Here is a 12,983-nt window from a genome sequence, read left to right as displayed (position 1 = left end):
CCGCACGAGGGGGATGCTGAGCGCTTCAGCAGGTGGGCTCAGCCGAAGCGGCCCGAGATGTAGGCCTCGGTGGACTCCTCGTCCGGGTTGGTGAACATCTTGTTGGTCGGGTTGAACTCGACCAGGTGGCCGGGCTCGCCGGTCGCCTTGAGGTTGAAGAAGCCGGTGTCGTCGGAGACGCGCGCCGCCTGCTGCATGTTGTGGGTCACGATCACGATCGTGTACTCCGACTTGAGCTCGTGGATGAGGTCCTCGATCGCCGACGTCGAGATCGGGTCCAGCGCCGAGCACGGCTCGTCCATCAGCAGCACCTCGGGCTCGACCGCGATCGCACGGGCGATGCACAGCCGCTGCTGCTGGCCACCGGACAGACCCATGCCGGGCTTGGCGAGCCGGTCCTTCACCTCGTTCCAGAGGTTGGCGCGCGTGAGCGACTTCTCGACGATGGAGTCGGCCTCGGCCTTCTTCATCTTCTTCGAGTTGAGCTTGGAGCCGGCCAGGACGTTGTCGTAGATCGACATCGTCGGGAACGGGTTCGGCCGCTGGAAGACCATGCCGATCTGGCGGCGTACGGCGACCGGGTCGATCGCGGCGTCGTACAACGACTGGCCCGAGACCATCACCTTGCCCTCGACGCGGGCGCCGGGGATCACCTCGTGCATGCGGTTCAGGGTGCGCAGGAACGTCGACTTGCCGCAGCCGGAGGGACCGATGAACGCGGTCACCGCCTTGGCGCGGATCGTCATGTTGACGCCCTCGACGGCGAGGAAGTCGCGGTAGTAGATGTTCAGGTCGGAGACGTCGATGCTCTTGGCCATGGTTTCTCTCTCACACACCGGCGCGCTCAACGGCGCCGTTCGGTCTTGGGGGCGAAGTAGGTGCCGATGATGCGGGCCACGAGGTTGAGCACCATCACGATGGCGATGAGCACGAGGGCTGCACCCCAGGCGCGCGCGTAGCCGGGCGGGTCGCCGCCGGCCGGGCCGACGATGCCGGGCTGGCTGTACTGCTGGAAGATGTAGACCGGCAGGGTCGTCATCCGGCCGTTGAAGAGGTTGAAGTTCACCGTGTCGGTCGCGCCCGCCACCACCAGCAGCGGGGCGGTCTCGCCGATCACCCGCGAGACCGCGAGCACGATGCCGGTGATGATGCCGCCGAGCGCGGTCGGGAGCACCACCTTGACGATCGTGCGCCACTTCGGGATGCCCAGCGCGTACGACGCCTCGCGCAGGTCGCTCGGCACCAGTCGGAGCATCTCCTCGGACGAGCGGACCACCGTCGGGATCATCAGCAGCGACAGTGCGACGGCGCCGCCGAAGCCGATCCGGATCGCCGGCCCGAAGATCAGCACGAAGAGCGACAGCGCGAAGAGGCCCGCCACGATCGACGGGATGCCGGTCATCACGTCGACCAGGAACGTCGTCACCCGGGCCAGCCGGCTGCCCCGGCCGTACTCCACCAGGTAGATCGCGGTGAAGAGCCCGATCGGGATCGAGATGATCGCGGCGGCGAGCGTGATCAGGATCGTGCCCCACAGGGCGTGGTAGATGCCGCCGCCCTCGCCGATCACGTTGCGCATGTCGTAGGACAGGAACTCGCTGTTGATGACGCCGATGCCGTTCTTGACCACCAGCCAGATCAGCCAGACCAGGGGCACCAGCACGACGCCGAAGGAGGCCCAGACGACCGAGGTCGCGAGGCGGTCCGCCGCCGCGCGGCGGCCCTCGACCAGCAGCGACCAGAGGGGCATCCCGAGAGCTGCGAGGACGATGGCGAGCACGAGGCCGGCGTACGGGCTCCAGCCGAGCAGCAGCGTGAGCAGCCCGGCGACGCCGGCGGCGAGCACGACGTCGAGCAGCACCGCCCACGCCGGCAGCCGCGGCTGCGCGAGGTCGGCCGTGATGGCGAAGGTGTCGGGCTCCAGGGGCGTGGAGGTGCTCATCGCGTCAGGTTCCTCTCGCCGCGGCTGATCACCCAACGGGCTGCGAAGTTGACCACGAAGGTCACCGCGAAGAGCACCAGGCCGGTGGCGATCAGGACCGCCTGCTTGTCGGGCGTCGCCTCCTTGTAGTTGGAGGCGATGTTGGACGCGATCGTCGCGGGGTTGCTGTTGGAGATCAGGTTGAGCGTGACCACCGGCGTCGCCGAGAGCACCATGGCGACCGCCATCGTCTCGCCGAGGGCCCGGCCCAGGCCGAGCATCACCGCGGAGATCACCCCGGAGCGGGCGTAGGGGAAGACCGCGAGCCGGATCATCTCCCAGCGGGTCGCGCCGAGGGCCATCGCGGCCTCCTCGTGCAGGCGCGGGGTCTGCGCGAAGACCTCCCGCGAGATCGCGGTGGTGATCGGCACGACCATGATCGCCAGCACGATGCCGGCGGTCAGCATGGTCCGCCCGGTCACCGACGGCGGTCCGGCGAAGAAGGGGATGAAGCTGAGGTTGTCGTAGAGCCAGTCGATCAGCGGCCGGGTGGCGGGCGCCAGGGCGAGACCGCCCCACAGGCCGTAGACGACGCTCGGCACGGCCGCGAGGAGGTCGATCACGTAGGCGATCGGCACGGCCACCCGCGGCGGCGCGTAGTGCGAGATGAAGAGCGCGACGCCGATCGAGAACGGCACGGCGATCACGAGCGCGACGCAGGCGGCGAGGATCGTGCCGAAGACCAGCGGGCCGACGTACGACCAGAAGTCCGTGGCCGGCGCGTAGATGCGCTCAGGAGCGCTGAGTCCCGGGTAGCCCTCGAGTGCCAGGAACACGAAGACGCCGGCCAGCGCCAGCATGATCGTGAGGGCGGCGACCCGGGCGGTGCCGGCGAAGATGCGGTCGCCCGGCCGGACCACGGGCTTGGCGGCCCGCGGCGGCTGAGGCGGTGCGGTGACGGACACGAGGCTCCTGTCGGGAGTGGTGCTGGTGCTGTGACGGACGTACGGCGACCCGGGTCGCGGGCCGCCGTACGTCCGAGGTCGTTACTTCGCGGAGATGGCGCCGACGATCTTGCTCGCCTTCGCCGAGAGCTCCGCGTCGAGCGGGGCCGAGCCGGCCTGGGTCGCGGAGGCCTGCTGACCGGCCTCCGAGACGATGTAGGACAGGAAGCCCTTCACCAGTGCGGCCTCGTTGGCGTCGTCGTAGGTCTGGCAGGCGATCAGGTACGACGCCAGCAGCACCGGGTAGGCACCCGACTCGGTCGTGGTGCGGTCGATGTCGATGGCCAGGTCGACGTCCGAGCGGCCCTCGACCGGCTTGGAGACGGCCAGCGCCTTCGCGGCACCCTCGGCGGACGGGGCGACGAACTCCTCGCCGACCTTGACCGAGACGAGCCCGAGGCCACCGGCCTGGCTCTCGTCGGCGTAGCCGATGGTGCCCTCGCCGCCCTTGACGGCCGCAACCAGCCCGGACGTGCCCTCAGCGGCCTCGCCGCCCTTGATCGGCCACACGCCGTCGGCGTCGTACGACCAGGCGCCGTCGCCGGCCTTGTTGAGGTAGTCGGTGAAGTTCTGCGTCGTACCCGAGTCGTCGGAGCGGTGCACCGGCGAGATCTTCGTGTCGGGCAGGTCGGCGCCGTCATTGAGGGCAGCGATCGCCGGGTCGTCCCACGTGGTGATCTTGCCGTCGAAGATCGAGGCGACGGTCTTCGCGTCCAGGTTCAGCGAGTCCACGCCGGGGACGTTGAAGACGATCGCGATCGGGCTGACGTAGCCGGGGACCTCGATCGCGTCCTCGCCGCCGCAGCGCTCCTTGGCGCTGCTCAGCTCGCCCTCGTCGTCGTTGAGGTAGGAGTCGGAGCCGGCGAAGGAGTACGCCTTGCTGATGAAGTTCTCACGACCGGTGCCGGAGCCGACCGGGTCGTAGGTGATCGTGACGCCGGAGTTCTCGGTCTGGAACGCTGCGCGCCAGGCCTGCTGGGCGGAGTCCTGCGAGCTGGCGCCGCCACCGGCGAGGGAGCCGCTGAGGCTGCTGCCCGCGTCGCCACCGTCGCTGCCGTCGCTGCTGTTGCCGGCGCCGCAGCCGGTGAGGGCGAGGGCGAGAACGGCGAGGCCGGGCACGATTGCCCGGCGGAAGGAAGTGCGGATCACTTCGAGACTCCTCTGTCTTCTATGTCTCTGACAACAGCGAAGTTAGGGAGTGGAAGTGGACGGTTCCGGGGTCGTTGGTGAACGAGCGGTGAACTCGAACTGCCCAATCGGAGTCCGGCAGCCGCTCACGAGACGGCAATCACGTGAACAAGCCCGGGACCGGTTGACTCAGCCGATGCGGTGCACTTCGGTAGCGGTCACCGTGCCCTGACGCAGGTGGACCACCAGCATCGCTCCCGGCTCGAGCTTGGTGTCGGCCACGCCGAGGGCGTCGAGGACCGACGGGAGCACCGGCCGGTGGGTGCAGAGCACCGCCGACCCGTCCCCGGCGACCAGCCGGTCGGTGACCTCGACCACCGCCTCGGCGCTCGCCCCCTCCTCACTCACGCCGTCGGCGATCTCGATCGGCCAGCCCGTCGTGGCGACGTACGGCGTGACGGTGTCGAGGCAGCGCAGGCTCCCGGAGCTGACGACCTTCGTGACGTCGTACGCCGCGAGCACCGGCACCAACCGCTGCGCCTGGGCGTGACCGGCCTGCACGAGGGGGCGCGTCCGGTCGTCGGCGCGCCAGCCCTTGCGGGTCCGCGCCTGGGCGTGCCGGAGCACCACGAGCGCGTGCGTCTTGCGCCGCACCGGCCGGGCCTCCTTGAGCGTGGCCCGGTCGTAGTCATAGGTGAGCCGGTCCATCGCGTCGTCGTACCGGACCCACTCGACGGCGTCGATCTCGGCGTTGGGCCGATAGTCGGAGACGTCGTCGCCGCCGACGGCACGACCGACCCAGTAGGACACCTGCTTGGTCCGGCCGCCGGTCACCGGGTAGCGCTGCGCCGACAGCGGCGTGCCGAGCCGCACGTGCAGCCCGGTCTCCTCCGACACCTCGCGGACGGCGGCCGCGGTCACGTGCTCCCCGGCGTCCAGCTTGCCCTTGGGGAAGGACCAGTCGTCGTAGCGAGGGCGGTGCACCAGCAGCACCCGCTTGCCCGGACGGAACACGACGGCGCCGGCGGCGAGCACGTCGTTCGTGGCCATACGAACTAGTCTCACACCACCGCGGCCAGATGAGGAGACCGACCCGTGCACAAACGCCTGGCGATCGTCGTCGCCGCGGTGGTCGGGTTGGCGCTGCTGGCGGCCCTAGCCGTCGTGGGCGTCGGCTGGTGGCGTGACCGGGACACGACGGCCTTCGAGCAGGCGGCGTCGTACGCCCCGGCCGACGCGGAGCGGTTGTCCTGGACCGACTGGGCGGCGGTCCGCGAGCGGACGGGCGCGCGACTCGGCGCGGACTCCTCGGCGGACGAGGTGCAGTCCTTCCTCGACCGGGCCTTCGATCGCGACCTCACCTCGACCTCCGCGCTGGTGCAGTCGGCGCCGGTGCTGCAGAGCAGCTTCGGCTTCTCCCCCGCCAGCGTCGACTGGGAGCTCTTCAGCCAGTCGACCCAGGGCGCGGTCGTGATCCTGAAGCTGAGCGACGGCTCGCGCACCGACGAGATCGGCGACGACCTGGCGGCCGTCGGCTTCACGCGCCCGAGCAAGGACCAGGGGGTGTGGGTCGGCGGCGAGTCGCTGCTGCCGGGGATCGGCGACGACCTGACGCCCGAGCTGCAGTACGTCGCGCTGGACGCCGACGCGGGCCTGGTCCTGACCAGCGACCGGGCCGGCTACCTCCAGCAGGTGCTGGACGGCCTCGGCGACGACGACCTGTCCGCGCCGCTGCGCAGTGTCGTCCGGGCCTCCGGCGAGCCGCTCTCCGCGGCGGCGTACGACGGTGACCGCGCCTGCTCGGCGCTGGCGATGAGCCAGGCCGACGCCGACGACCGGGCCACGGCCGACCGGCTGGTCGAGGAGGCCGGGACGGTCGACCCCCTGCGGGCGCTGGCGATGTCGGTGCAGCCGGGCGGCGGCGTGCGCGTGGTGATGGCCTTCGCCGACGACGACCAGGCGCGCACCAACGCGACCAGCCGCGCCGCGCTCGCCGCCGGTCCGGCCCCCGGGCAGGGCGGCGACTTCGGCGACCGGTTCGCCGTACGGTCCACGACCGCCGACGGCGACCTGGTCCGGCTCGACCTGGAGCCGCGGGCCGGGGCGTACGTCCTGTCCGACCTCTCGAGCGGGCCCGTGCTCTTCGCGACCTGCTGACTCAGGCCAGCTGGTAGCCGGCCTCCTCGACCGCCGCGGCGACGGCCGACCGCTCGAGCGGAGCGTCGCTCTCGACGGTCACCGCACCGGTGTCCAGCACGACCTCGACCGACCGCACTCCGTCGAGCCCGCCGATCTCCTCGCGCACTGCGGCGACGCAGTGCGCACATGTCATGCCGGCGACCTGCCACGACGAGCTGGTCACGACTTCACCAGCCGGCTGATGGCGTCGACGGCCTCGGCGATCTTCTCCTGGGCCGCTTCGTCGCTCGAGCGGGCGGCGTCGACCACGCAGTGGGTCAGGTGCTCCTCGACCAGGCCCAGCGAGACCGCCTGCAGTGCCTTCGTCATCGCCGCCACCTGGGTGAGGATGTCGATGCAGTACTGCTCCTCCTCGACCATGCGCTGCAGACCGCGGGCCTGGCCCTCGATCCGGCGCAGCCGCCGGAGGTACTCGTCCTTGCGCTGGATGTAGCCGTGCTGGTGCTCGGCCGTGGCACTCTCGCTCATGCCCTCGAGCATACCCCTGAGGGGTATGCGGCCCCGGAACTGAGGATCAGGCCTCGCTCCGCGGCGCTGGTACGACGCCGAGGATCTTGTCGATCTCGTCGACGGACAGGTGCTCGTCGGACTCGCTGGCAGCGATGATGAGGTTGGTGGTGAGCTCCACCTCTCCGAGCAGGTCGGAGTCCTCGAGGGAGATGTCGAACTGGTCGTGCACGTCATCACTCCCTGGGTGCGTCTCAAGTGGGCGCAGTGGACTTGGCATCGGCTGACCTCCCCTAACGCCAAGGGTGCCCGACGGTCACGCCCACAAACGCCGCTACACGAAATCTGACCCATCCGGGCCATACCGGTGGTCCCGAACGGGGTCCAAATTGATGAAGGGGCCCCACCCAACAGGGTGGAGCCCCTTCAGGCCATCGCTGGGACGGCCGTCAGATCACAGCGCGCGGACGTTCTCCGCCTGCGGGCCCTTGGGACCCTGGGTGACCTCGAACTCGACCTTCTGGTTCTCGTCCAGGGACTTGTAGCCCTGGGTCTGAATCGCCGAGTAGTGAACGAAGACGTCGTCGCCGCCGCCGTCCTGAGCGATGAAGCCGAAGCCCTTTTCTGCGTTGAACCACTTAACGGTGCCCTGAGCCATGTGCTCGTTACTCCTCTGTCGGGGCGAGAGACCGCCACTTCGACGGTCCCACATCAGGTGCGGTGACACGTCGCCCCTACTTCGCATGAGAATCAAGCCCACGAAAGAAGAAACGCCGTTGGATCACAAACTCCGCCGGCGTCATACCTGCTGGAACTTGCACCTGTTGCACCAGACACGTTACCAACCATCGCTCCGGTTCGAACCTCCTAGGCCCGGATTTTTCTCAGTCCGCGGATGAAGGTTGCGCTACGGGGAGGTCACGCCGGCGTGATCCTCGGCGTCTCGACGGCCGTCGGCACCAGCCGCCCGACCGAAAAATAGAAACAAGCCGCGCTAGCGTCTCGGGTCACCAGCGCGGCTTGTGGGGTCAACGGTAGCGAGGGACGCGGCGCTCTCCAATGGGTGCGCGGAGTCTTGTGGAAACCTTGAAGGAACGCGGAAGACGAAGCGGGCCTGCGCGACGTAGCCGAGCGAGACCAGCACCGCCTCCGTCGCGATCTTGGCCGGAAGGATCGCGATCCCGGCCGCGACGAGGGTTGAGAGCAGCAGGTAGTTCGCCAGCAGCAGCGCCGCCGCGAGCACGGCGTAGCGGACCGCCGCCCGGCGCGGGCGACTGGGACTGCCACCGGGGAAGACCAGGTGCCGGTTCATGGCGAAGTTGAGCGCCCCGCTGACCAGGCGCGCGACGACGACGGCGGGCAGGAGGGCACCCAGTGCGGCGTACACGACGAGCAGTGCCCCGGTGTCGACGATGAACGCCGTGAGGGACGTCGCCATGAAGATCAGCAGCGGCGCGTAGATCCGCACCGAGTCCGCCACCGGCCGGAAGTGCGAGGAGGTGTTCGCCTCGTCGAGGTAGACGGTGCGGATGGCCTCGCTCCGGATCGGGATCCCGTGTCGCGCGGCCTGGAGCAGCATCACCAGCTCGTACTCGTAGCGGTCGCCGCGCACGGTGGTCAGCCACGGCAGCATCGTGGCCGGGAAGGCACGCAGCCCGGTCTGGGTGTCCCGGAGGCGCAGCCCCGTCGCGGCGCGGAACATCAGGCGGGTGACGGCGTTGCCGAAGCGGCTCCGCAGCGGGACGTCGGTGTCGAACTGCCGTTCGCCGAGCACCAGGTGCGGGGCGGCACCGACGGCGGTGTCGACGCTGTCGGCGACCGCGAGGATGTCGGTGACGGCATGCTGACCGTCGGCGTCGGCGGTGACCACCGGCCCCGTGGCGCGCAGCGCGTCGAGGTGCCGGAAGCCGGCGCGGAGGGCGTAGCCCTTGCCACGGTTCGTCGGCAGTCGCAGGACGCTCGCTCCCAGCCGCTGACAGGCGGCGAAGACCTCCTGCCGGGCCAGGTCGCTCCCGTCGTCGACGATCAGCACGTCCGCCCCGGGCCTGGCCTCGAGCAGTCCTCGAACCAGGCCGGTCAGCAGGTCGGTGGGCTGGTAGGCGGGGATCAGCACGCGCACCGGGTCAGCCGCCGATGTAGAGGATGTCGGAGGTGCCCCGCTCGCCTCCGTTGCTGGGCCGGTTCACGACCTCGCCCTGGAAGTAGAGGGTGGAGGAGCCACCGCCGTCGAGGTTGTACGCCGTCTGCGCGCCGAGCCCCTTCATGATCTCTGCCAGCTCGGGCAGCGTGACCCCGCGGCTGTAGCCGGCATCCCGGCCGTCCACGACCACGACCACCAGGTGGTTGACGTCGATCGTCCCGACGGCGGTCCGGGGCTGCTCGCCCTGGATGGAGTGGTTGCCGAAGTTGGTGTCGATCTCGATCTGGTCGATGCCGTCCACCACGGCGCCGTCGCTGACGAGCGCCGGCCCGAAGGACAGCGTGTTCCACGCCCCGTCGGCGACCAGGTCCTTCGCCGTGGTCGCGGTCTCGTCGTAGAGCTTGACGGTGCCGTCCCGGTAGAACGCCAGGCCCTCCCGGGCGCCGGTCGAGCGGAAGACGGCGCCGTTGCGGATGACGATGCCGCGGTCGCGGAAGCCGTAGTAGTCGCCGTTGACCGCGAACACCGCGTCGTTGTCCTGGGCGATGGCCGAGGTGTTCTCGACGATGTTCTCGCCGAACTGGTTGTGCGCGAAGGCTGAGCGCAGCACGGTGGCATCGGTCAGGGTCAGGTCGGCCACGAAGTAGGTGACCTTGTCGTCGCCGCTGCCCGACTCGATCCTCGAGATCTTCACCGTGGTGCCGTCGGCCGACCAGGTGTCGCCGGTCGCGGTCGCGTCGGACGTGTCCAGCGCCGTGCCGGTGCTGCCGGCGGCGGCCTCGTAGGCGTCGGCGTCGTCGATGGCGACATGGTCGACGACGTACTCGTTCAACGCCCACGAGCTCGCGCCGCCGGCGCCCAGGGCGGCGACGACTCCTCCGATCAGGAAGGAGCGTCGGGCGACGGTACGGCGGGGCCTCAGGTCAGGGTCGGCTGGCATGGCACGACCTTGTCGTCGCGGTCTGTGGGCCCCCTGTGCTCGCTCCCCGAGCGCGATGTGAGGCCTCGAGAGCTCCTCGCCGACGCAGCAAGGGGCCCGGAACTCCGTCGAGTTCCGGACCCCCTGCCGGTCAGCTGTCGACCGGGTCAGCTCACGTCGTGCCGCTGCCGGCACTCGTGTCGTCCTCCGGCGGACCGCCCGGTCCGCCACCGTCGCCGCCGCGCGGCCCACCGCCGCGACCGCCGCCCATGCCACCGGTGAACTCGCCGGCGGTGACGGTGCCCGCCTTCGTCAGCCCCGAGGTGCTGCCGCCGGTCGAGAACCCGGTGTCACTGCCCGCGTCGCCGACGTACAGGTCGTGGTCCTGGCCGTTGGTGATGCCCTCGGCGGCGACGATGACCGACGACGTCGCCTCAGGTACGACGTACCGCGCGACGACGTCGCCGTCGGAGTCGACCACGGCGACGACCTGCCCAGCCTCCGCGGGCGTCGTCAGCGTCGCGGCGACCCAGCCCTCGTCGGAGTCGGTCGACGGCGCCGACGACATCCCGCCGAGGGCGACCAGGGTGCCCCCCGTCACCGGGAACGAGCCGTTCACGTCGAGCGACCCGGTGCCGCCACCACCCGCCGAGCCGGCCTCGACGACCGTGGTGCCGCCGGTGATGGTCGCGGAGCCGTTGGAGTCGATGCCGTCACCCTGCGCCACGACGACGTGGACGTCACCGCCGCTGATCGACGCCAGCACACCCTCCTGGGCGTCCTCGCCACCGCCGGCGGTCTCGCCGTTGGTGGCGTTGATGCCGTCGTCCTGGGCGGTCACGTCGACGGTGCCGTCGGCGATGCTGATCTGGGCCGCCTCGAGGCCCTCCGTGGACTTCGCGACGGTCAGCGTGCCGTCGGCGACGTTGATCGCGCCGATGGCGTCGACTCCGTCGTCGCCGGCGGAGATGGTCACCTGGCCGGCATCCAGCTGGACCGTCCCGGGCTCTCCCTCGGTCTCGTTGTCGGACTTCAGACCGTCGCCCCCGGAGGTGACGTCGAGGGTGCCGCCCGCGATCACCAGGTAGTCCTTGCCGCGGATCCCGTCGTCGGTCGCGGTGACGTCGATGGTGCCCGACAGGATGACGAGCCCGTCCTTGCTGGCGATGCCGTCGTTGCTGTTGCCGGCCACCTCGAGCGTCCCGGTGCCGGCGATGGTCAGGTCGGCCATCGAGAAGAGGGTGGCGGTCGGGGCGTCGTCGCTGTCGTCGTCGGCGGTCGAGGCGGCGGCGTCCGCGAGACTGTTGACGCTGTCCGCTGCGAGGATCACGACCGCTTCGTCGGCCTCGGTGACGACGAGGGGCGAGGTCGACGCGGAGGTGATGTCGGCGTTGTCGAGCACGATGTCGACCTTGCCGTCGCCGGGGCTGTCGACGACGATCTGGCCGTCGGTCAGCGTCCCGGACACGATGTAGGTGCCCGCCGTGGTGATCGTGACGACGTCACCCTTCACCGTCGCGCCGTCACCGTCGACCTCCGTGCCGCCGTCGGCCAGCGCGATGGTCGTCGCGCCGTCCGCCGAGTAGTCACCATCGTCGGTGTCGGCATGGGTGTCGTCCAACGTCATGAACGCCGTCGCACTGGCGACGGTGCCGGTCCCGCCCGACGTGCCGGTCGCGGTGGTGCCACCGTCGGCGCTGGAGCCGCACGCGGTGGCGAGGGTCAGCACGGCGGCCGTGCCGAGCGCGGCCATCCGGTGGCGCAGGGTCGTCTTCTTCATGGGTTCTCCTGGGGTCGGACGGCCATCAGGCCGAGGTGCTTGTCGAGTGCGCGGTGCCACTTGAGGCGGGGCAGGTCGGGGTGCAGGGCGGCCATCCCGACGCCGTACTTGGAGATCCGGGCGGGCCGGTGGCCGCGCGACCACATCAGCCGGTCGACCTGCGACGGCGTCGAGCCCGTCTTGGTCTCCACGATCGCCAGCGACGGGCGCTCCAGGTCTCCGCCCTGGATCAGCGACGTCCAGCCGAGGTCGACGTCGACGGTGACCCGGCTCCGGGAGTCCGGCAGGAAGAGCGTCGTACGGCGGTAGTCCGTCACCAGGACGGGCTCGAGACGGCTGGTGACGCCCGGTGGGACCACGCTTGCGACGAACCCCTGTCCGTCGGCGGTGAGCCCACCGACCTCCTCGGCATCGGGATGCTCGATGCGCAGCTTGACGGTCTGGCCGCGAGCCGCGCGGGTCTTGACCTCGAGCCACGACGAGGATGAGTCGAGGTAGGTCCGGGTGCGGACCTTCCAACGCCGGCGATGCGACCGGCCCGAGGTGTGGAAGCTGTCCCGGCCCGGGGTGTCGAGGTAGGTCGACCGGTAGCCGAACGCTCGCCGACCGTCGATCTCCAGGACCTGGCCGAGGCCGGACAGGCTGTCCATCAGCAGCTGCGCCTCCCGCACGGGGACGACGTACTTGCGGTCCACCCGGGTCAGGAGCTCGGCGCGATCGACCAGCTCGGCGAGGGAGATCGGCGCCATCGCGTGCAGCCGCTCCGCCTCCAACGCGGTCATCGGGCACCGGCCGGGACGGGCGCCGGCGGCACCACACCCTGCGACGCCAGGTAGCGCACGTCGACGAGCGTCGTGTCGTTGACGATGTCGGTCCTCACAACGCGGACCGAGAGGACGGTGCCGCCGAGGATCCTCTCCAGATGTGCCGTCAGGGCGCCGCGATCGACGTACGCGCGGTCCAGCAGCAGCTGCTGCGACTGCGGCCTGCGCCCGAGTCGCGGGCTGTCGCCGACTGCGACCGCGCCCAGGACGGCGGCCATCAGCGCCAGGTCCACCCAGGTGGGCGACTGGTCGAGCCCGCCGAGCAGCCCGAGCGTGAGAGCCGCGAAGTAGTAGGCGATCTCGCTGTGCGCGAGCTCTTCGGATCGGAGCCGGATGATGGACAGGATCCCGAACAGGCCGAGGCCGAGGCCGGCGCCGATCGTCGAGGTCGTCAGCGCTGACGCGACCGCCAGGACGCCGACGTTCACCGTCAGCAGCGCGACGATCAGCTCCGGTCGGTGGTTGCGCGGGAGGAAGAGGCCGAAGACGAGGACGCTGATCGCGACCAGGTCGGCGGCGTACAGGGCGTAGGTGGGCATTGCAGTGAGCTCCAGGGGGACGGCGGGTGGATCGACTCCCCCAGTAGGCCTTCCGGAGTTGTCGGGGACGCCTGTGGTCGCT

15 protein-coding genes are annotated in these 12,983 nt (G+C 70.3%); 1 reads left to right on the top strand and 14 read right to left on the bottom strand.

From position 1 onward, the window contains the following. Positions 1-38: 38 nt before the first annotated feature. From pstB to N542_RS25030, 5 genes are all read right to left on the bottom strand, one after another. The gene (gene pstB / locus N542_RS0114950; RefSeq protein ID WP_028644617.1) at positions 39-818 is read right to left on the bottom strand and encodes a phosphate ABC transporter ATP-binding protein PstB; all 780 of its coding nucleotides are present in this window, start codon (positions 816-818) and stop codon (positions 39-41) included. Positions 819-844: 26 nt separating this feature from the next. Further along, a complete protein-coding gene (pstA, locus tag N542_RS0114945) occupies positions 845-1,942 on the bottom strand; it encodes a phosphate ABC transporter permease PstA (RefSeq protein WP_036508124.1) in 1,098 nt (365 codons plus the stop codon). Beyond that, positions 1,939-2,886, bottom strand: coding sequence for a phosphate ABC transporter permease subunit PstC (gene pstC / locus N542_RS0114940; protein WP_028644615.1), 948 nt, complete (start codon positions 2,884-2,886; stop codon positions 1,939-1,941). Before pstC ends, pstA begins: the two co-directional genes overlap by 4 nt. Before the next feature lie 81 nt (positions 2,887-2,967). Further along, positions 2,968-4,074, bottom strand: coding sequence for a phosphate ABC transporter substrate-binding protein PstS (gene pstS / locus N542_RS0114935; RefSeq protein WP_028644614.1), 1,107 nt, complete (start codon positions 4,072-4,074; stop codon positions 2,968-2,970). 168 nt (positions 4,075-4,242) lie between these two features. Then, positions 4,243-5,103 carry an NUDIX hydrolase gene (locus N542_RS25030; RefSeq protein ID WP_036508122.1) on the bottom strand — a complete coding sequence of 287 codons (861 nt, stop codon included), beginning with the start codon at positions 5,101-5,103 and terminating at the stop codon, positions 4,243-4,245. A gap of 45 nt (positions 5,104-5,148) precedes the next feature. Between N542_RS25030 and N542_RS0114925 the strand changes: the two genes are divergently transcribed. Beyond that, on the top strand, positions 5,149-6,210 hold the full coding sequence (locus N542_RS0114925) for a hypothetical protein (protein WP_028644613.1): 1,062 nt from the start codon (positions 5,149-5,151) through the stop codon (positions 6,208-6,210). 1 nt (position 6,211) lies between these two features. Here the strand turns inward: N542_RS0114925 and N542_RS0114920 are convergent, their stop codons facing one another. The 9 genes from N542_RS0114920 to N542_RS0114880 all read right to left on the bottom strand — a co-directional run bounded on the left by N542_RS0114920 (position 6,212) and on the right by N542_RS0114880 (position 12,901). Beyond that, positions 6,212-6,415, bottom strand: coding sequence for a heavy-metal-associated domain-containing protein (locus tag N542_RS0114920; protein WP_028644612.1), 204 nt, complete (start codon positions 6,413-6,415; stop codon positions 6,212-6,214). Continuing rightward, a complete protein-coding gene (locus tag N542_RS0114915) occupies positions 6,412-6,720 on the bottom strand; it encodes a metal-sensitive transcriptional regulator (RefSeq protein ID WP_028644611.1) in 309 nt (102 codons plus the stop codon). The genes N542_RS0114920 and N542_RS0114915 overlap by 4 nt, the downstream gene beginning before the upstream one ends. A 46-nt stretch (positions 6,721-6,766) precedes the next feature. Then, positions 6,767-6,931: a hypothetical protein gene (locus N542_RS27910; protein ID WP_197025979.1), complete on the bottom strand. Its 165-nt coding sequence runs from the start codon at positions 6,929-6,931 to the stop codon at positions 6,767-6,769. 222 nt (positions 6,932-7,153) lie between these two features. Next, entirely contained in the window at positions 7,154-7,357 is a 204-nt protein-coding gene (locus tag N542_RS0114905) for a cold-shock protein (protein ID WP_028644610.1), read from the bottom strand. A gap of 336 nt (positions 7,358-7,693) precedes the next feature. Next, positions 7,694-8,818 carry a GtrA family protein gene (locus N542_RS25025; RefSeq protein ID WP_051551844.1) on the bottom strand — a complete coding sequence of 375 codons (1,125 nt, stop codon included), beginning with the start codon at positions 8,816-8,818 and terminating at the stop codon, positions 7,694-7,696. 4 nt (positions 8,819-8,822) lie between these two features. After that, positions 8,823-9,779, bottom strand: coding sequence for a phosphodiester glycosidase family protein (locus tag N542_RS0114895; protein WP_028644609.1), 957 nt, complete (start codon positions 9,777-9,779; stop codon positions 8,823-8,825). A 151-nt stretch (positions 9,780-9,930) separates the two neighbouring features. Continuing rightward, complete coding sequence (locus tag N542_RS25020; protein ID WP_051551842.1) at positions 9,931-11,538, bottom strand: carbohydrate-binding domain-containing protein; 1,608 nt, start codon at positions 11,536-11,538, stop codon at positions 9,931-9,933. Next, positions 11,535-12,320, bottom strand: coding sequence for a polyphosphate polymerase domain-containing protein (locus N542_RS25015; RefSeq protein ID WP_036508119.1), 786 nt, complete (start codon positions 12,318-12,320; stop codon positions 11,535-11,537). Before N542_RS25015 ends, N542_RS25020 begins: the two co-directional genes overlap by 4 nt. Next, entirely contained in the window at positions 12,317-12,901 is a 585-nt protein-coding gene (locus N542_RS0114880; RefSeq protein WP_028644608.1) for a DUF4956 domain-containing protein, read from the bottom strand. Before N542_RS0114880 ends, N542_RS25015 begins: the two co-directional genes overlap by 4 nt. Positions 12,902-12,983: the final 82 nt, after the last annotated feature.

The sequence above is a fragment of the Nocardioides sp. URHA0020 genome (assembly GCF_000620705.1).
Taxonomy (GTDB): Bacteria; Actinomycetota; Actinomycetes; order Propionibacteriales; family Nocardioidaceae; genus Nocardioides.
The sequence above is the reverse complement of the archived record's forward strand: the minus strand, read 5'-3'. Positions and strand labels throughout refer to the sequence as shown.

Excerpts from the sequence above, each read along its gene's own strand:
- pstB (WP_028644617.1), bottom strand. The coding sequence starts at position 818 with ATGGCCAAGAGCATCGACGTCTCCGACCTGAACATCTACTACCGCGAC.
- pstA (WP_036508124.1), bottom strand. The coding sequence starts at position 1,942 with ATGAGCACCTCCACGCCCCTGGAGCCCGACACCTTCGCCATCACGGCC.
- N542_RS25030 (WP_036508122.1), bottom strand. The coding sequence starts at position 5,103 with ATGGCCACGAACGACGTGCTCGCCGCCGGCGCCGTCGTGTTCCGTCCG.
- N542_RS0114915 (WP_028644611.1), bottom strand. The coding sequence starts at position 6,720 with ATGAGCGAGAGTGCCACGGCCGAGCACCAGCACGGCTACATCCAGCGC.
- N542_RS0114905 (WP_028644610.1), bottom strand. The coding sequence starts at position 7,357 with ATGGCTCAGGGCACCGTTAAGTGGTTCAACGCAGAAAAGGGCTTCGGC.
- N542_RS0114895 (WP_028644609.1), bottom strand. The coding sequence starts at position 9,779 with ATGCCAGCCGACCCTGACCTGAGGCCCCGCCGTACCGTCGCCCGACGC.
- N542_RS25020 (WP_051551842.1), bottom strand. The coding sequence starts at position 11,538 with ATGAAGAAGACGACCCTGCGCCACCGGATGGCCGCGCTCGGCACGGCC.
- N542_RS25015 (WP_036508119.1), bottom strand. The coding sequence starts at position 12,320 with ATGACCGCGTTGGAGGCGGAGCGGCTGCACGCGATGGCGCCGATCTCC.
- N542_RS0114880 (WP_028644608.1), bottom strand. The coding sequence starts at position 12,901 with ATGCCCACCTACGCCCTGTACGCCGCCGACCTGGTCGCGATCAGCGTC.